The 17,180-nt window shown below is 31.3% G+C and carries 19 protein-coding genes and 1 pseudogene; 16 read left to right on the plus strand and 4 right to left on the minus strand.

Annotated elements, in window-relative coordinates; genetic code table 11:
• The 11 genes and pseudogenes from HGPT_RS00025 to HGPT_RS00070 all read left to right on the plus strand — a co-directional run.
• On the plus strand, positions 1–199 hold a 199-nt coding region (locus tag HGPT_RS00025; RefSeq protein WP_172633937.1), incomplete at its 5' end, for a hypothetical protein.
• Positions 186–332, plus strand: a complete 147-nt coding sequence (locus tag HGPT_RS08800) for a FeoB-associated Cys-rich membrane protein (RefSeq protein ID WP_019137857.1) — start codon at positions 186–188, stop codon at positions 330–332. The genes HGPT_RS00025 and HGPT_RS08800, both read left to right, overlap by 14 nt.
• A gap of 404 nt (positions 333–736) precedes the next feature.
• A complete protein-coding gene (locus HGPT_RS00030) occupies positions 737–964 on the plus strand; it encodes a hypothetical protein (RefSeq protein ID WP_245544040.1) in 228 nt (75 codons plus the stop codon).
• Positions 957–1,964, plus strand: coding sequence for a V-type ATPase subunit (locus HGPT_RS00035; RefSeq protein ID WP_019137860.1), 1,008 nt, complete (start codon positions 957–959; stop codon positions 1,962–1,964). The genes HGPT_RS00030 and HGPT_RS00035 overlap by 8 nt, the downstream gene beginning before the upstream one ends.
• A gap of 22 nt (positions 1,965–1,986) precedes the next feature.
• A pseudogene (locus HGPT_RS00040) lies at positions 1,987–3,881 on the plus strand (V-type ATP synthase subunit I).
• Positions 3,882–3,895: 14 nt separating this feature from the next.
• Entirely contained in the window at positions 3,896–4,318 is a 423-nt protein-coding gene (locus tag HGPT_RS00045) for an ATP synthase subunit C (protein ID WP_019137861.1), read from the plus strand.
• A complete protein-coding gene (locus HGPT_RS00050; protein WP_019137862.1) occupies positions 4,318–4,632 on the plus strand; it encodes a V-type ATP synthase subunit F in 315 nt (104 codons plus the stop codon). Before HGPT_RS00045 ends, HGPT_RS00050 begins: the two co-directional genes overlap by 1 nt.
• Complete coding sequence (locus tag HGPT_RS00055) at positions 4,633–5,274, plus strand: V-type sodium ATP synthase subunit E (RefSeq protein ID WP_019137863.1); 642 nt, start codon at positions 4,633–4,635, stop codon at positions 5,272–5,274. It begins immediately after the preceding gene.
• The gene (locus HGPT_RS00060; protein ID WP_019137864.1) at positions 5,255–7,027 is read left to right on the plus strand and encodes a V-type ATP synthase subunit A; all 1,773 of its coding nucleotides are present in this window, start codon (positions 5,255–5,257) and stop codon (positions 7,025–7,027) included. The genes HGPT_RS00055 and HGPT_RS00060 overlap by 20 nt, the downstream gene beginning before the upstream one ends.
• Positions 7,024–8,415, plus strand: coding sequence for a V-type ATP synthase subunit B (locus tag HGPT_RS00065; RefSeq protein ID WP_019137865.1), 1,392 nt, complete (start codon positions 7,024–7,026; stop codon positions 8,413–8,415). Before HGPT_RS00060 ends, HGPT_RS00065 begins: the two co-directional genes overlap by 4 nt.
• Positions 8,405–9,043, plus strand: coding sequence for a V-type ATP synthase subunit D (locus HGPT_RS00070; RefSeq protein ID WP_019137866.1), 639 nt, complete (start codon positions 8,405–8,407; stop codon positions 9,041–9,043). Before HGPT_RS00065 ends, HGPT_RS00070 begins: the two co-directional genes overlap by 11 nt.
• A 100-nt stretch (positions 9,044–9,143) precedes the next feature.
• On the opposite strand, the gene HGPT_RS00075 is transcribed toward HGPT_RS00070, so the two are convergent.
• Positions 9,144–10,274: an aspartate-alanine antiporter-like transporter gene (locus HGPT_RS00075; protein WP_019137867.1), complete on the minus strand. Its 1,131-nt coding sequence runs from the start codon at positions 10,272–10,274 to the stop codon at positions 9,144–9,146.
• A 324-nt stretch (positions 10,275–10,598) separates the two neighbouring features.
• On the opposite strand from HGPT_RS00075, the gene HGPT_RS00080 reads away from it, so the two are divergent.
• The 4 genes from HGPT_RS00080 (at position 10,599) to HGPT_RS00095 (ending at position 13,195) form a co-directional block, all read left to right on the plus strand.
• Positions 10,599–10,958, plus strand: coding sequence for a GntR family transcriptional regulator (locus HGPT_RS00080; RefSeq protein ID WP_019137868.1), 360 nt, complete (start codon positions 10,599–10,601; stop codon positions 10,956–10,958).
• A complete protein-coding gene (locus tag HGPT_RS00085) occupies positions 10,955–11,641 on the plus strand; it encodes an ABC transporter ATP-binding protein (RefSeq protein WP_019137869.1) in 687 nt (228 codons plus the stop codon). Before HGPT_RS00080 ends, HGPT_RS00085 begins: the two co-directional genes overlap by 4 nt.
• A complete protein-coding gene (locus HGPT_RS00090) occupies positions 11,641–12,408 on the plus strand; it encodes a hypothetical protein (RefSeq protein WP_019137870.1) in 768 nt (255 codons plus the stop codon). Before HGPT_RS00085 ends, HGPT_RS00090 begins: the two co-directional genes overlap by 1 nt.
• A 103-nt stretch (positions 12,409–12,511) precedes the next feature.
• Complete coding sequence (locus tag HGPT_RS00095) at positions 12,512–13,195, plus strand: HAD family hydrolase (protein WP_019137871.1); 684 nt, start codon at positions 12,512–12,514, stop codon at positions 13,193–13,195.
• Between the two features lie 85 nt (positions 13,196–13,280).
• On the opposite strand, the gene HGPT_RS00100 is transcribed toward HGPT_RS00095, so the two are convergent.
• Together HGPT_RS00100 and mnmA are read right to left on the minus strand one after the other, a co-directional pair.
• On the minus strand, positions 13,281–13,919 hold the full coding sequence (locus HGPT_RS00100; protein WP_019137872.1) for a 50S ribosomal protein L25: 639 nt from the start codon (positions 13,917–13,919) through the stop codon (positions 13,281–13,283).
• Positions 13,920–13,934: 15 nt separating this feature from the next.
• Positions 13,935–14,996: a tRNA 2-thiouridine(34) synthase MnmA gene (gene mnmA, locus HGPT_RS00105; protein ID WP_019137873.1), complete on the minus strand. Its 1,062-nt coding sequence runs from the start codon at positions 14,994–14,996 to the stop codon at positions 13,935–13,937.
• Positions 14,997–15,318: 322 nt separating this feature from the next.
• Here mnmA and HGPT_RS00110 point away from each other — a divergent pair, with 322 nt between their 5' ends.
• Positions 15,319–15,585, plus strand: a complete 267-nt coding sequence (locus HGPT_RS00110) for a Veg family protein (RefSeq protein WP_019137875.1) — start codon at positions 15,319–15,321, stop codon at positions 15,583–15,585.
• 194 nt (positions 15,586–15,779) lie between these two features.
• Here HGPT_RS00110 and HGPT_RS00115 read toward each other — a convergent pair whose 3' ends face one another.
• Positions 15,780–16,964 (minus strand): coenzyme F420-0:L-glutamate ligase, encoded by a 1,185-nt coding sequence (locus tag HGPT_RS00115; protein ID WP_019137876.1) that lies wholly within the window; start codon positions 16,962–16,964, stop codon positions 15,780–15,782.
• Between the last annotated feature and the right edge of the window lie 216 nt (positions 16,965–17,180).

Genomic DNA, 17,180 nt, shown 5'->3' on the forward strand with positions numbered 1-17,180 from the left:
CTCTTACACAGTTGCCTTTATGATTTATCAATTTGGAAGAATTATAGAAGGTGGATCATTTAATATAATGACAGGACTTGCAGTAGTAGTATTATTTATCTACGGATACTTCCTATTTAGGAAGGACAGGTCAAAGCTTGAAGAGAGAAAAATTTCAAGTCATGGAAAAGACGAGGTGGTAAAGTATGAATCCAATTAATCTAATAGTTGCTTTAGTGATAATTATTGCAATTGTCCTAGCAGGAAAAAGAGTTTTTAGTAAAAAAGACGGATGTGGATGTGGATGCGAATCATGCCACAGTTCATGTTCCGCAAAAGAATTTCAAAAATAAATATGAAGAATACTTCCTCGGAGGTATTCTTTTTTTTGTATTTTAAAGTAGAAAATTTAATTTGCTACAGAAAAGTTTTGGATTTTTAAAAATCAATTTTACATTGTAAGAAATGAGAAAATAAAGACTAAAAGGTCAATTATTATTAAAAACTAATAAAAGTCTTCTGCCACATTGCAAAAATAATTTTCAAAATATGGAATGTGAAAAAAATGTGAAATCTTTAAATCTGTTACAAATCCCTTGAATTAGAAATAAAAAGTAATATAATGAGTATTGCGCAAGGTAATGAAAAGAGTGGTGATAATTTTGAAAGAAAGCATAGATAGTATTTTAGCAATAGATAAGAAGACTAGAGAACTTGTCGAAGATACTGATAAAGAAATTGAAAAAATAAAAAAGATTTGCGAGAAAAGCTTACAGATCTTGAAAATGAATCAATAGAAAAATCAAAGCTATTGGGAAAAGAAAAATCTGATGAGATTTTAGAAGAGTTTCAACAAAAGGCTGATGATTTGAGAAAAGAAAATCAGGAAAATCTTCGTGAAATTGAAGAATATTATAACGAAAATTCTGATGAGCTTATAAAAAATGCCTTTGATATGTTGATGGGAAGGGAATCTAATGTTTGAAAGTCTAAAGGCTTTAAATGCTAAGATTTTAAAAATGTATTCTGACTTCTTGGTCTACGATGATTTTGTAAAGATGGCAGAAGGTGACAGCGTAAGGTATTGTCTTTCCTATTTAAAAGAGAAAAAATTTAAAGATATAGATTCTTTTTCTGATATATATGAAATTGAAGCCTTCTTGGAAAATTATAGGAGAGGACAAATTAAAAAGCTTCAAGGTTTTTTGCCAGGGAAATATACAGATTTTTTGAAGGCATATCTAGAAAGAGAAAATGTTGAAAAAATTGTCAAAATTTTGAGATCTCTAAGGATGAACAAGGAGCCAAGAGTCGAGAATTTAATAATTGGCGGAAAAAGTATTTCTTTTAAGGAAGAAAGCTTTGAATCTTTTATAGAAAATTTAAAGGATACTTCCTATTATGAGTATTTAAAAAATTATAAATCCTCAAGGGAGGAAGATGCCCTCTTTTCTATTGAAATGAATCTTGATAAATTTTATTATAGAAATTTAGTGGATTCTATTAAATCTCTTCCCAAAAGAGATATTGATGAGTTTAAAAAAATATTTGGTGTAAGGATAGATTTATTAAATATTATATGGATTTATAGGGCTAAAAAATATTATAATATTTCGCCGGAAGAAATTTTTAATTTTACTATTTTTGGCGGCAATTATACTTCAGAAAAACTTCTTCATCTTTCTTATTTAGAGGAAGAAGAGTTTGAAGAAGAAATTAAGAAGTCCAAATATTCTGTTCTTTTTGCAGACGGAAGAGTAATAAGAACTGGTAGAACATCTAAAAAATTAATGTATTCAATTGCAAATAAAAATTTTAGAAGAACTGATGGAATTGGTAAATTTATGAGCTTTTTAGTTCTTCTTGATTCAGAACTTGCAAATATTGATAGAATTTTAGAGGCTACTAGGTTTGGTCTAAGTAAAGAAGAAAAATTAAAGTATATGATTGTTGATAGAAAGGAAAGTGAAGAAGTTGGCCGTTGAAAAAATGAAGGTCGCTAATATAATGGGCGATATTCAGGATATGGATTCCATCATTTTGGATATTTTAAATTTGAAATGTATGCAATTTATGTCGGCTGAAGCAAATGTTGCAGAAAATCAATTTGTCTTCAGTCTAGATGATGAAAAAAATCTGGAAAGAAATCTTGAGCTTAATTATATTGAGCCTATTGAAGAAGATGAGTCTCATAAGGTCAGTGCTAAAAAAGCTACAGAAATTATGAAATTCTTGGGCATTGATAAGATTGAAGACAAATATTTTGAACAAATTGATGTAAATGAAAATGTTGATTCCTTTGTAAAAAATATTAGTAAAAAATAGATGAGTATGAAAAAACTAAGGAAAATATAAAAATTTTAGATACTCTAAAGGAAAACTATGAACTTTTTAAAAATGTTGATATTGATTTAAAGGATATCGCTGACTTAAAATATTTTAATACAAGATTTGGTTTCTTGGATAAGGATGCAAGAGCTAGGTTAAAGAAAAACTACGGCAATATTCTCGCTATGATTTATCACACAGGTACTGTTGATAATAGGGAACTTTTCCTTGTAATTTATCCAAGAGAAACAGAAAAGGATATTGATAGGTTATTAAACAGCCTTAACTTTACAGAAATTGATCTTCTTGGAGAAAATGTAGAGGGTACTGCCAGCTTGATTTTCAGAAATCTTGAAGAAGAAGAAGAAAATGTTAAGAGAAAGATTTTTGAAATTGAAGAATATAATAAAAATCTTCTCGAAAGTAGAAGTGAAGAGTTAAAGACAACTCTTGCTCATATGCTTAGCTATGAAGAAATTGAAAAAGCAAAGAAATACATGCTTAGGTCAAATAAGTATTTTTATCTATCAGCTTGGATAGGGGTTTCTGATATTAAGAAATTAGAGGAAAAATTATCAAAATATAAAGATATAGATATTGAATATTCTGACCCTAAGAGTGGAAGCAAGAAAACACCTACAAAGCTTAAAAATGCAAATTTTTTCAAGCCCTTTGAGCTACTAATAAATATGTATGGTACTCCTAATTATGGAGAGTTTGATCCAACTGTAATTTTTGGAATTACCTACATGATTCTTTTTGGTGCGATGTTTGGCGATTTGGGTCAAGGGGCTGTTTTTGCAATTGCCGGACTAATGCTAAATAAGAAAAATAAGGATTTTGGAGGACTGTTACTAAGAATGGGAGCATCCTCAATGTTTTTCGGTCTAATGTATGGATCAGTGTTTGGAATAGAAGAGATTATACCAGCTATTTGGTTTAGACCTTTTGAAAATATAAATGACACACTAGTAACAGCTATATACTTCGGTATCATTTTACTTACCATAGCCTATGGCATTGGTATTTATAATAGATTAAAAAGTGGTAGACCTGATGAAGCCTTTTTTGATAAAGAAGGTGTCTTGGGAGTCTTAATTTTTGTAGCAATGATAAATATTGGTATTTCTGTAATGGGAGGAAGTTCTCCTATTCCTATGAATATTGCTGTGGGAATTTTAGTTGGAAGTCTAATAATTATGCTACTAAAAAGACCTATCCTCAAACTTTTATTTAAAGTTGAGCCAGAAGAGTCAGCAGCAGATTATTATATAGAGTCCTCCTTTGGATTATTGGAAGCTCTTTTATCTACTATGAGTTCCATTATTTCTTTTATAAGGGTTGGTGCCTTTGCTATAAACCACGTTGGTTTATTCTTGGCATTTAAAACTTTAGGAGAAATGTTAGGATCAAGGGGAGGAAATATTGCGGTCTTAATTTTCGGCAATATCTTAATCCTTGCACTTGAAGGTCTTATTGTATTTATTCAATCTCTTAGACTTGAGTATTATGAAATGTTTAGTAAGTATTATAGTGGTGACGGCGTAATTTTTAAAGCCGACAAAATTTATTAATAAGGAGTTTAATAATGGAAAAGATTATTATTTTATCAGTTTTGACAGTATTTTCTATGGTAGTTTCAGGTTTTTATTTTATCTATAAGGGAACAGACAAAAACAGAAAGTTTGCTCGTGCCTTTATGAAAGTAAATCTATTTGTTTTTGCACCAGTTTTTGTATTTGGTCTAATTTCACTAGTTCCTCAAATGGCATCAGCTGCAGCAGCTGCTCCAGCATCTGGAAATGGTCTTGGATTTTTAGCAGCAGGTCTTTCAACAGGTCTTGCTTCACTTGGTGCTGGTGTTGCCGTTTCTAATGTAGGTTCTGCAGCAATTGGAGCTGTATCAGAAGATCCTAACATTCTTGGTAAGTCAATGATTTATCTAGGACTTGCAGAAGGTATTGCTATTTATGGTCTTATCATTTCAATTATGATTCTTGGAAGACTATAATGAGATCAATTCTTTTAACATCAAATGACGATATTATTAACGGCCTTCGCCTTGCAGGTGTAAGGTCTGTTAAATGTAATAACAGATCTGAACTTTTAAAAAATTTTAAATTATATACAAAATCTGAGGATATTGGAATAATTATTCTAACTTACTCTTCTTTTAAGGAAATAAAAGAAGAAGTACTAGATTTCAAATTATCTGGTAAATTGCCTTTAGTTGTAACTATTCCAGACCTTGACGGAAAAATGGAAGATGATTTTATTTTAAAATATATAAGAGAATCTGTTGGTGTGAAAGCTGTAGGTGATTAAATGATTTTACTTGAAAACAAAATTGCCATATTCAACAAAATTGTTTTTCTAAAGCAAAAAGAAGAGTGTGAAAAGAGAATAGCAGAAGAAAAAGAAAAGGCAGAAAAAATTCTAGCTGACAAGATAAAGTCACTTGAAGAAGATGAGAAAGCCTTTGTAGATAGAAGAGTTAATCTAGCTAAAAGAAGAGGATATGAACTTATTGCTTCTGTTGAAGAACAAAAGAGAGTTCTCTTCTTAGAAGAAGATGAAAAACTTTTAAATGAACTTTTAGAAACTCTTTCAGAAAAGCTCTTGAAGTTTACAAAGACAGAGGAATATGTACAAAAAGAAGTTGATAGCTTTAGGGATATATTAGATGAGATAGAAGAAAAGAGCATCTATCTTTATGTGAAAAATGATGAAAAGAAAGAATTAATTAAAAGGTTTAAGGAAATTGCAAAGGAAAAGGGCGTAGAGCTTAAAATTGATGAATTATTTGAATATCATATTGGAGGCTTTATAGTTTCAGATATTGATAAGACATATAACATCAACCTTTCTTTAAAGAATAAACTTGACGATATGAAATATGAAATTGGATCAATGCTACATGAAAAATTAAAGGAAAGGGGTGAAGTCATTGGAAAGAGCAACAATTAAATCAGTTGACGGACCAGTTGTAATTGGCAAAAACATGGCTGATTACAAAATTAGAGAAATGGTACTAGTTGGTGAACAAAAATTAATTGGTGAAGTTATATCTATTGATGGAGACCTTGGAACAGTCCAAGTTTATGAAGAAACTGAAGGTCTAAGACGAGATGAAGATATTATTTCTACTGGAGCACCTCTTTCTGTAAAACTTGGTCCAGGAATGATTAGAGGAATTTTTGATGGTATTGAAAGACCTCTTGAATCTATAAAAAAAGAACACGGCTCCTTTATGCCAGAAGGTATAGGGCTTATTTCTCTAGATGAAGAAAAACTTTGGGATGTAACTTTTAAAGTAAATCTTCACGATAAAGTCCATGGTGGACAAATTTTTGCAGAAGTTCCTGAAACAGATATCATAAAGCACAGACTTATGATACCACCTGAAGTAAGTGGTGAGGTTGTAGAAATTTTAGATAATGGAAAATACAATATTGAAACTGTACTTTTAAAGGTAAAAGATGAGTTTGGAAAAATTAATGAAATAAAGATGTATCAAAATTGGCCAGTAAGAATTCCTAGACCTGTAAAGGAAAGACTTCCTATTGATAAACTTCTTGTAACTGGTCAAAGAGTTTTTGATGTATTTTTCCCAATAGCAAAGGGTGGTACCACTGCAGTTCCAGGTGGATTTGGTACAGGAAAGACAATGACACAACACCAAATTGCAAAATATTGTGATGCCGATATTATTATCTATATTGGTTGTGGCGAACGTGGTAATGAAATGACAGAAGTTTTGGAAGATTTTCCAAAGCTAATTGACCCTAACACAGGCAAGGCTCTTATGGATAGGACAATTCTTATTGCCAACACATCAAACATGCCAGTTGCTGCTCGTGAAGCATCAATTTATACTGGTGTAACTATGGCAGAATACTTTAGGGATATGGGATATCACGTTGCCCTAATGGGTGACTCCACTTCTCGTTGGGCAGAAGCTCTTCGTGAAATTTCTGGTCGTCTTGAAGAAATGCCCGCTGAAGAAGGATATCCTGCTTATCTTCCATCAAGAATTGCTGGTTTTTATGAAAGGGCTGGTTATGTAAATACTCTTTCAGATAAAGAAGGTTCTGTAACATTAATTGGTGCAGTTTCACCAGCAGGTGGAGATTTCTCTGAACCAGTTACTGAAAATACAAAGAGGTTTGTCAATGTATTTTTGGCACTTGATAAGGAACTAGCTTATTCAAGACACTATCCTGCGATCAATTGGATGAATTCATATTCTGGTTATATTCCACTTCTTAAAAATTATTATGACATGAGACTTGATGGAGATTTACCAGATCTTAGAATTAAATATTTGGACTTACTTCACAAGGAAGCCAAGTTAAATGAAATTGTAATGCTAGTTGGTGAAGATGTTCTTCCAGATGATGAAAGACTAGTTCTTGAAATTTGTCGTGTCGTAAAGGTTGGCTTCTTGCAACAAAATGCTTTTAACCCAATTGACACTTTTGTGCCCCTTGAAAAACAATTTGAAATGTTAAAGACAATTGACAATCTTTATGAAAAGGGAAAGGAAGCTTTAAAACTTAAAATTCCTATTTCTGTAATTAAAAATGACAAACTTTATGGAAAAGTAATTAACATGAAGTACGATATAGAAAACGAAAACTTAAAGAAATTTGTAAGCTTGAACAATGAAATTAATGACTTCTATGTAGAGCTTGCCTCAACTTATGGTGATGTAGAATGAAAAAAGAATATTTAACACTTGATAGAATTGAAGGATCTCTTCTAGAACTTTCAAATCTTCACAGAGTTAGCTATGGTGAAGTTGTAAAAATTATATCTAAGGATGGCAAGAGATCAGAAATTGGTCAAGTAATAAAAATCGATGAAGACAGAGCAATTGTCCAAGTATTTGGCAACAACTTAGGTGTTTCAACAAAAAACACTAAGGTAGAATTTTCTGCCCATCCTTTTGAAATACCTCTTTCTTCAGATATTTTAGGAAGAGTTTTTAATGGAACAGCAGTCCCAATAGATAAGGGTGGCGCAATTTACTCTAAGGATGTTTATAACATAAATGGTAGGCCAATAAACCCATCAGCGAGAGAATATCCAAGAAACTTTATACAAACAGGAATCTCATCTATTGATGGACTTATGACTTTAATTAGGGGACAAAAACTTCCTATTTTTTCTGGGTCAGGTCTTCCTCACAACGAAGTTGCTGCTCAAATTGTTAGACAAGCTAAGATTGCAGAAGAAGGCGGAGATAATAATTTTGCCATTGTCTTTGCAGCAATTGGTGTAAAACACGATGAAGCTGACTTCTTTAGAGAAAGTTTCAAAAACTCTGGAGTAATTGACAAGGTAGTAATGTATATAAATTATGCAGATGATCCAATTATGGAAAGATTAATTGCACCTAAATGTGCTCTTACTGCAGCAGAATATCTTGCCTTCGAAAAAAATATGCAAGTTCTTGTAATTATGACTGATATTACATCTTATGCAGAAGCTCTAAGAGAAGTTTCATCTTCAAGAGAAGAAGTTCCTTCAAGAAAGGGCTATCCAGGACACTTGTATTCAGATTTAGCAGCTCTTTATGAAAGAGCAGGTATGATTAAAGACAGTGACGGTTCCGTTACACTTATACCAATTTTAACAATGCCTAATGATGATATCACTCACCCAATTCCTGACCTTACAGGTTATATTACAGAAGGTCAAATAGTAATAAGTCGTGATCTTTTCTCAAAGGGAGTTTATCCTCCAATTGATGTATTGCCATCTCTATCAAGACTTATGAAGGACGGTATTGGTGAAGGTTATACTAGAGAAGATCATCCAGATTTGTCCTCACAATTATTTGCATCTTATTCCAAGGTTCAAGAAACAAGAGCACTTGCGCAAATTATTGGTGAAGATGATATTTCTGAAGATGAAAAATTAATTTTAAAATTTGGTAACGAATTTGAAAATAGATTTTTGACACAAGATCAAAATGAAAATAGAGATATAGAGGAAACCCTAAATTTAGGTTGGGAATTATTAAAGATTCTTCCAGCTGAAATGATAGATAGAATTGATCCTAAGTTAAAAGAAAAATATTTAGGTGATGAGAATGGCGATTAAAGTCACACCTACTAAGGCTAATTTAATTGCATCAAAAAATGCACTAGTTCTTGCTGAAAAGGGCTATGATCTTCTCGATAAAAAGAGAACAGTTCTTATAAAAGAAATGATGGACTTAAATAAAAATGCAAAGGTCTTACAAGATGAAATCGAAGAAAAATTTGATAAATCTTATTCTGAACTTGTAATGGCAACTATTTCTATGGGGTCTCTATCCCTTAAAGACATGGGTGAAGATGCTCCTGATGAAAAGGAATATGAAATTATTTCACGTTCTGTAATGGGTCTTGAGCTTCCAAAGGTAAAATACGAAAAGCCTGATGTAAGAGCTGATTATTCTCTGCACAAATCAAATGCAGCCTTTGATAGGGCGAAAATTAATATTTCAGAAATACTTCCTGTAATTTATGAACTTGCAGAGATAGAAACTTCTGTATTTAGACTTGCAAATGAAATAAAAAAGACTGCAAAAAGAGCCAACGCTCTCGACAAAATTCAAATTCCTAAGTATAAACACATTATTAGGGAAATTGAAGATATATTGGCTGAAAAGGAAAGAGAAGACTTCTTTAGACTTAAAAAAGTTAAGAACAAAAAGAATAAAAAGAATAATAAGAATAATAAATAAATTTTAAATAATTTAATAATTGTTTGAACAAAAAATATCCCAAGTTGAAAATAAATCAGCTTGGGATTTTTTATTATATTTAATTTTACAATAAATTTTATCAACTTACTGGGAAGAAAATATTAATTATTTGTGGCAAGAATACCATTAACACAGTTGCAGTTGGTTGTGTAGCTGCATAGAATGATGAAACCTTATCATCTCCATTAGTAACTTGGAGTAATGCTCCCAGTGATGGTGCTGAAGTCATAGAACCTGTTGTAGCTCCTAGGGCTGCAAAAAGTGGAAGCTTGAAAACTTTGTAGGAAATGAAAAAGGAAATTAGAGCAGGAACAAGTGTTAAAATAACTCCCGCAAAAAATAATTTTATTCCATATTGACTTACAACTTCTACAAAGCCTGTTCCAGCACTCACTCCTGATTCCAATAAGAAGAAGGCAAGTCCAAGGTCACGAACAAGGGAAAGTCTTTCCTTAGAAACTTCAAGGTTGATTCTTCCAATTCTTCCGTAGTGACCTAATACAAGACCTGCAATAAGAGATCCTCCACCGGCACCAAGAGAAAGATTAACATTTCCAATAGGAATTTTAATTGAACCAAGTAAAATCCCAAGAGTGGATGCAAGAGCAATGGCAAATAAACCATTTTTTTCTAAATCAATGAGTGGACCTACATCTTTTTTATCTAAAGCATTTTCACTTTTTGGTAGGATTAATTTATTATTTTCTTCATCAACATCTACCTTTAAAATTTTTGGAACTACTTGAACTATTAAAACAACACCTACAACTCCAAAAGCATAGGCAATACCGTAGCCAACTCCTGGCAAGTTTGAACTTGTAAGACTCTTAACAGTTCCTAGCATTGATGTTGAAGTCATGGCTCCAGTTGCAAGTCCCATAGAAAGAGATAGCTCAATGTTAAAGATCTTGGAAATTAAGACAATCAAGGCTCCACCAACTGCAGTTGTTAGAAAAGAAATTGCCAAAAAAGAAATTCCATTTTTCTTTATATTTGCTATAAAACTAGGCCCTGCCATTAGACCAATAGGCGCAAGGAAAAGCACTAGACCAATTTTTGCCAAAAATTTTGGAACTTCAAACCCAAAATGACCAAAGAAGAGGGCGACAATTAAAATTGCCGATGCACCAAACTTTAGTCCGAAAAAGTTAATATGACCAAGGGCATATCCCAAGACCATTATCAAAAAAATTATTAATAATTCCTTCATAAATACCTCCTTAGAGTAACTAATATTAACATTAGAGTAATTAATAGTAACATTATAAAGATAGTATGTAAAGTGTTTCGGTATAATTAAAGTACAAAATTACACATAGTAAAGAAAAGTTCTTTATCAATTTAAATGATTATTTCAATTTTTCATTCATAAGAATAAATTCTAGCTTATTAAATTTTTTATAAAAAATAAAAATTATTCTTGCAAATTTCGAATGGCTTGTATATAATTACTATTGTATTAAGGAACTGATACAAATATACAAAAATAGTTCTTCTTACATAGAATTAATTTTTATATGAAGGGGAGGTTAATATGGAATTTGATAATAACAGACCTATCTATATACAGCTTCTTGAAGACTTTAAATTAAAAATTTCAAGTGGAGAGTGGAAAAGTGGCGAAAAGATGGATACAGTGAGAAATCTTGCAAAAATTTATGGTGTAAATCCCAACACTGTCCAGAGAGCACTCCAAGAACTTGAAAGAGAAGGTCTAGCCAAATCCAATAGAACTAGTGGAAGATTTATAACTGATGATGAAAAATTAATTGAGGATATGGCAAAGAATGCCTTTTATAGGTCTTGTGACGATTTAATTGCTGTTGCAAAAGATCTCAGTATAACAAAAATAAAATCAATTAAACTTTTAGATGAGTATTGGAGGGAATCATGAGCAAATTAGAGATTAAAAACTTAAATATGGGATACAAAAATAAGGTCCTTGATAACTTGAATTTGGAACTTGAGAAGGGACAAATTGTGGGACTAGTTGGACCTAATGGTGCAGGAAAATCAACACTACTTAGAATACTTGCAGGTTTAGAAAAAACTTATTCTGGAAGCGTAATAATAGACGGCGAAGAAATTTCATACAAAACTGCAGATATTATTTCTTATCAACCAGACAAATTTGCTCTAAGCAATAAACTTTCTGTAAAAGAAGTTGTAAGGACTTATAAAGCTTTCTTTAAAGATTTTGATGAAGAAAAATTTTATAGAATTTATAAAGAATTTAAGTTGCCAGAAAAAGCAAAGGTTAGGGAGATGAGTAAGGGTATGAGAGAAAAGATGCAAATTGCCCTAAGTCTTTCTAGAAAAGCTGAAATATTTCTTCTAGATGAACCAATTTCTGGAGTTGATCCTTCAGCAAGAAAAGCTATAATAGAAACTATTTTAAATAATTTTGAAGAAGATTCTTTGATTATTTTATCAACTCATCTTATAAATCAAATTGAACCTCTTCTTGACAGGGTTTTATTCCTATCTGATGGAAAAATTACAGTCAATAAAACAATTGATGAAATAAGAAGCGAAGAAAATATGAGTATAGAAGATTACTTTACGGAGGTATTTTAATGGGAAAATTACTTGGACATCAAATAAGAAATCACTTTAAGTATAATTGGTTTATTCCAGTTTTACCTGTCGCCTTAATTATATTTGGAATAATTTTTTCCAATATTAACCATTCTATAGGTGTTAATACTGTTGTTATTGGTATGATGGCATTGGTTTTTGGATACATTGCAGCAGCTATAACAGTTATAGTTGGTGACTATAACATGTTTTTTGGAGACAGCTCACTTTTTTATGAGTCAGTACCAATTAGTCCCTCAGCAAAAACTTTTTCTAGACTTTTATATTATTTTGTAATGTTTATATTATATTCTTTATACGTGGGAATAATATTTTTCTTATTTGCTACACTGCCAGCTGTTGGTGACGGAGGCGTGGTAAATATAACTTGGGAAAATATTATGGATATACTTAACCAAGTTGGAGCTAAAAATATTTTAATAGGAATATCTTGGATTTTAGTTTTCTTATTTAATAATATTGCAAGAATTATTTTCGCCATAAGTTTTGGTGGTGGCAAAAAGTTAAGAAGATTTGGATTTGGAGGTCCTGTCCTTAGCTATATACTACTTGGATTTATTGAAAGTTTTATAGTCTATATCTTGGATCAATTTAATATATTCACAAATATGGAACTTTATTTAAATAATGGAGATGTCTTTATTAACAGTAAAGGCGTAGCTTTTATATTCATAATGATAGTTGAAACGGTTTTATTTCTTTTCGGAGTTTATTACATTCATAAAAATAGAATTTCTGTAAATTAAAAAATTAATAAGAAAAAAATTAGCTCATGGGGAAAATCCATGAGCTTTCTTTATTTAAAACTAAGTTATAATTTAATTAGATAAAAGTAAAAGGAGAATATTAATGATAAAGGCTATACTTTTTGATAAGGACGGAACTCTTCTCAAATTTACAAGGGCTTGGGTAGATTCTATTATAGAATTTTTGGAAGAAAAAACCATAGATGAAGATAAGAAGAAAAAACTATTTAAGGAAATTGGCATAAGAGAAGACGGTAGGGTAGAGGAAAATTCTATTCTTTCATCGGAAACGGCAATGGATTTGGCAATAATATTTTCAGAGTTTTTAGATGAAGATGTTTTGGATATTTACAGTGAATTAGATGATCATCTCTTAAATTATTTAAAAGAAAATCCAAATTTTATTGTAGAAACTTGTGATCTCGATTTTCTTTTTGAAAATCTAAAGAAAAGAGGAATAATTATTGGGATTTTTACATCTGATAATTATAGGCAGGCAAAATTTTCTATGGAGCATTTGAAACTTGATTCTTATATAGATTTTTATGCTGCAGCTGATATTTATAAAAAGAAACCTGATACAGAAAGTCTTGAAATATTTAAAAATAAATATTCTCTTGATGATGGGGAAATTATAGTAGTTGGGGATTCAAAAGTAGATATGATATTTGGCAAGGACATTTTAAAAGTTGGAGTCCTTTGTGGAACTGGATCAAGAGAAATGCTTGAAGTTTACACAGATAAAATCATAAAAGATCCCAGCGAGGTCTTGCAATTTTTAGATTAGTTTCATTTGATAAAAATAGAAAAGAGTCCAAGGATAAACTTGGACAAAAAAATAAGGGCTCTTTGAGCCCTTAAAATATTTAAAATTATTCTTCTTCTTTTTCTTCTTCTTCAGTTTCAGAAACAGTAGGAACTTCTGCAGAAGCTTCTTCTGCATCTTCTTCTGGTTCTTCTTCTTCAGTTGGTTCAACAAGAGTTGCAACTGTTTCATCAGCATCAAGTTCAATCTTGATGTTTTCGTCGCCATAAATGTCTAAGTCAGCAACAGTCTTAGCGTCGCCAATTTGCATTTCAACAACATTTACAACAGCTTCTGATGGAAGATATTTTGGAAGACAGATTACTTCTATTTCGTTTAATACTTGGATTAATGAAGAAGGTTGAACTCTGATTTCATCTCTACCTTCAAGAACAACTGGTACTTCAACAGTGATTTCAGTGTTCATATCAATTTCATAAAGGTCAAAGTGAACCATTGAATTTTTAATGTGGTGCATTTGAACTTCTTTGAAAAGAACAGATACTGTTTGGCCATCAACTTCGATTTCAAAAATATTTGAATATCCTTCTTCGCTGTAAGCTTTTAATAAATCTTTTTCAAGACCGCTTACCATTTTTGCTTCTTTGCCCTTTGAGTAAAGAACTCCAGGAATTTCACCATTAGCTCTAAGTTTATCTACCTTGTTTTTACCCTTAGCATCTCTTTTGTTTAAAACTAATTTCATATATACCTCCAAAAATTATTTTATAATACCTGAACCAAGACAAACATCGCCTTGATAAAAAACACAGACTTGACCAGGTGTAACACCTTTAAGTGGTTTTTTCAGTTTAACAACATATTTATCATTTTGTTTTTCTAGTGTGGCATCCATATCACTTGCCCTATATCTTATTTTAACAGATAAATCGAGGGGAAGAGAAGGATTTTCTGTAATCCAAAAAATATCTTCAACTTCAAACTCATCTTTATAAAGAACGGGGTTATTAATACCTTGTGCCACAATTAAAAGATTATTTTTTAAATCCTTATCGGCAACGAAGAAGGGTTCTCCACTTCCAACGCCACCAATTCCTATTCCACGTCTTTGACCAATTGTGTAGTGCATAAGACCAGAATGTTCTCCCAATACATTGCCCTTTTCGTCCACAATTTTACCGGGCTTTGTAAACAAGAATTGATCTAAAAACTCGTTGAAATCTCTTTCGCCAATGAAACAAATTCCAGTAGAATCCTTCTTAGAAGCAGTAGAGAGTTCATACTTTTCTGCGATGTGCCTTACTTCATCCTTAGTCAAATCACCAACAGGAAAAATAGTTTTTTCAAGTGCTTCTGACTTAACTCTTGATAAAAAGTAGGATTGGTCCTTGTTATTGTCTAAGCCTTTTAAGAGGTAAGTCTTGCCATCAACTTTTTTAGTCCTGGCATAGTGACCCATAGCAATATAATCAGCATCAAAATCCATTGCATAGTCAAGGAAGGCCTTGAATTTTATTTCAGTATTGCACATGACATCTGGATTTGGAGTTCTGCCTTTTTTATACTCACTTAGGAAGTAGGAAAAGACTCTATCCCTATATTCTTTTTCAAAGTTGACTGTAAAATATTTTATGTCAAGTTGAGAGCATACAGAGACTACATCAATATAATCTTCTCTAGCTGTGCACATGCCATCATCTTCTGCCCAATTTCTCATAAAAACTGCTGTAACATCATAACCAGCTTCTTTTAAAAGAATTGCAGAAACAGATGAATCCACACCGCCACTCATTCCAAGAATGACTTTTTTCTTTTTTTGCATCAATACCTCCAATCCACTCAATAACAATTCATTATTATACAATATTTGCTATAAAAAATCTACCTTTATTTCAGAAAATACAAGTTTAAGAGGACTTTTAATAGAAAAATAAAAATTTTAAAAATATAAATTTTATTCTTTAAATTTTATTGTAGCCTTTTTATAAAAATATAAAAAAATTTAGAATAAAAATTAAAATTTATGGAGAAAATTTATTGACAAAGTTTTTTTTATGGAGTAAAATTATAGATTTATTTGACACAAGAGACTTTATAATGTATAATGAATTAATACTAAAAGCTCTGGAAGGAATGGGTACGTAATGAATCAAATGCAAATCATAAAGAAAGAACTTGAAAACCACATAGGAAAGAAAGTTATAGTAAGAGCCAACAAAGGCAGAAAAAAGATTGTGACTAGAAAGGGAATTCTTAAAGCGACTTACCCAAGTCTTTTTGTACTTGAGGTTTTTAACGGAGAAGAAATCGTAACAGCAAGTTATACTTATTCTGACGTTTTGACATCAACAGTTCAAGTTACAGTTTTAGATGAAGATGTAACTTATAAAGATGCAAAAATGATATCTTAAAATCTTATAAAGTTAGATTTGTGGCAGGTGTTTTGTTGACACCTGTTTTTTATTGGAAAAATAAATTTATTTAAGTAAGATTTTTTAGAATACAGAGAAAAAATGCAGTATAAAAAATACCAGAGAAAATATAAATTCTCTCTGGTATAAAGTCCAACTTAATGGGGTCACCACAATGGGTGACTTTAATTTTATTATTCATTTGCAAAGTTATCAAAGTAACCTTGGATATATACTACTGGAGTACCCTTGTCTCCAGAACCACTTGTAAGGTCACATAAACTTCCAATTAGGTCTGTAATTCTTCTTGGAGTAGTGCCAAGAGTTTCATCTTTACCAACTAAATCCTTATTTTTGTGAGAAATTCTTTCTTTCATTGCAGCAGTTGCGTGTTCTGCGTCCATATCCTTTAAGTCAGTATCTGCAATGTATTTTATTTTAATTTCACTTGGTGTACCAGCAAGTCCCTTAGTGTGTGCAGGAGATACTACTGGGTCAGCAAGTTCCCAAATTTTCCCAACTGGATCTTTGAAAGCACCGTCTCCGTAAATCATTACTTCAACTTCTTTATTGTATTTGTCGATTAATTTCTTTTGAACTTCATTTACAAAAGTTTCTCCATCTCTTGGGAATAGTTTTAATCTTGTATCAGATGCGAAGTTAGATCCAAGTAGACCAAATTCTTCATTGTAACCACTTCCATTTATGGATTCATTTAATATATCATCAAGACCAAGAACGACTTTTGCTCCTTCATCTTTTAAGAGTCTTTTTATAGAAAATCTTGTGTGAGTTGATCCAATAAGAACTTCATCTGTATAGTTTAGTATAGTCTTAGGATCATTTGAGAAGTGGATTTCACAATTTCCACCACAAATTTCTTTGTAAAGTCTTACATAATCAATTCCAGTAAATTCGTGTTTAACTTCTTCACCGAAAATTCTTCTGTAGTCTTTTTCTTCTAGAACATCTGTGAAAGGGTTGATCTTAGCATCATAAAGAAGGCTTTGATCCATTAGAGAGTTTCCAACTTCATCAGAAGGGTAGGAGAAGAGAAAATGTACTTTTTTACCTGATTTTGCAATTCCTCTTAGGATTGTTGAAAATCTGTTACGGCTAAGAATTGGGAATACTATTCCAATTTCTTTGTCGTATTTTCTATTAATATCTTCTGCTATATCATCAATAGTTGCATAATTATTTTGAGCTCTTGCAACTAAAGATTCTGTTACTGCAACAATATCTTTATCTCTAACAGAAATATTTTCTGATTCAAGAGCTTTTCCTAGGGAATCAACGACAATGTCTACTAAATTGTCTCCACTTTTTACAATAGGTGTACGGATTCCACGTACTACTGTACCAATGTATCTTTGCATAATTCCTCCTACATTTAAATAAATTACTTTTTTACTTCAAAATTATACACGAACTTATGTGAAAAGTAAAATATATTTTTAAAAAATTTTATATTTTCCCAATTACTTCTTAAAAATATTACTGTTTTTAGGGATTTATTGATAAAATTAATAAAATAACTGTACATTTGTAACCACTTTGTAATATAATTAATAAAGATTATAGAAAGGTGTTTT

Source organism: Peptoniphilus timonensis JC401 (assembly GCF_000312025.1).
In the GTDB taxonomy this organism is placed as follows: domain Bacteria; phylum Bacillota; class Clostridia; order Tissierellales; family Peptoniphilaceae; genus Peptoniphilus_A; species Peptoniphilus_A timonensis.

Coding starts and splice junctions, on each gene's coding strand:
- HGPT_RS08800 (WP_019137857.1), top strand. CDS start 186: ATGAATCCAATTAATCTAATAGTTGCTTTAGTGATAATTATTGCAATT.
- HGPT_RS00035 (WP_019137860.1), top strand. CDS start 957: ATGTTTGAAAGTCTAAAGGCTTTAAATGCTAAGATTTTAAAAATGTAT.
- HGPT_RS00045 (WP_019137861.1), top strand. CDS start 3,896: ATGGAAAAGATTATTATTTTATCAGTTTTGACAGTATTTTCTATGGTA.
- HGPT_RS00050 (WP_019137862.1), top strand. CDS start 4,318: ATGAGATCAATTCTTTTAACATCAAATGACGATATTATTAACGGCCTT.
- HGPT_RS00055 (WP_019137863.1), top strand. CDS start 4,633: ATGATTTTACTTGAAAACAAAATTGCCATATTCAACAAAATTGTTTTT.
- HGPT_RS00065 (WP_019137865.1), top strand. CDS start 7,024: ATGAAAAAAGAATATTTAACACTTGATAGAATTGAAGGATCTCTTCTA.
- HGPT_RS00070 (WP_019137866.1), top strand. CDS start 8,405: ATGGCGATTAAAGTCACACCTACTAAGGCTAATTTAATTGCATCAAAA.
- HGPT_RS00075 (WP_019137867.1), bottom strand. CDS start 10,274: ATGAAGGAATTATTAATAATTTTTTTGATAATGGTCTTGGGATATGCC.
- HGPT_RS00080 (WP_019137868.1), top strand. CDS start 10,599: ATGGAATTTGATAATAACAGACCTATCTATATACAGCTTCTTGAAGAC.
- HGPT_RS00085 (WP_019137869.1), top strand. CDS start 10,955: ATGAGCAAATTAGAGATTAAAAACTTAAATATGGGATACAAAAATAAG.
- HGPT_RS00090 (WP_019137870.1), top strand. CDS start 11,641: ATGGGAAAATTACTTGGACATCAAATAAGAAATCACTTTAAGTATAAT.
- HGPT_RS00095 (WP_019137871.1), top strand. CDS start 12,512: ATGATAAAGGCTATACTTTTTGATAAGGACGGAACTCTTCTCAAATTT.
- HGPT_RS00100 (WP_019137872.1), bottom strand. CDS start 13,919: ATGAAATTAGTTTTAAACAAAAGAGATGCTAAGGGTAAAAACAAGGTA.
- mnmA (WP_019137873.1), bottom strand. CDS start 14,996: ATGCAAAAAAAGAAAAAAGTCATTCTTGGAATGAGTGGCGGTGTGGAT.
- HGPT_RS00110 (WP_019137875.1), top strand. CDS start 15,319: ATGAATCAAATGCAAATCATAAAGAAAGAACTTGAAAACCACATAGGA.
- HGPT_RS00115 (WP_019137876.1), bottom strand. CDS start 16,964: ATGCAAAGATACATTGGTACAGTAGTACGTGGAATCCGTACACCTATT.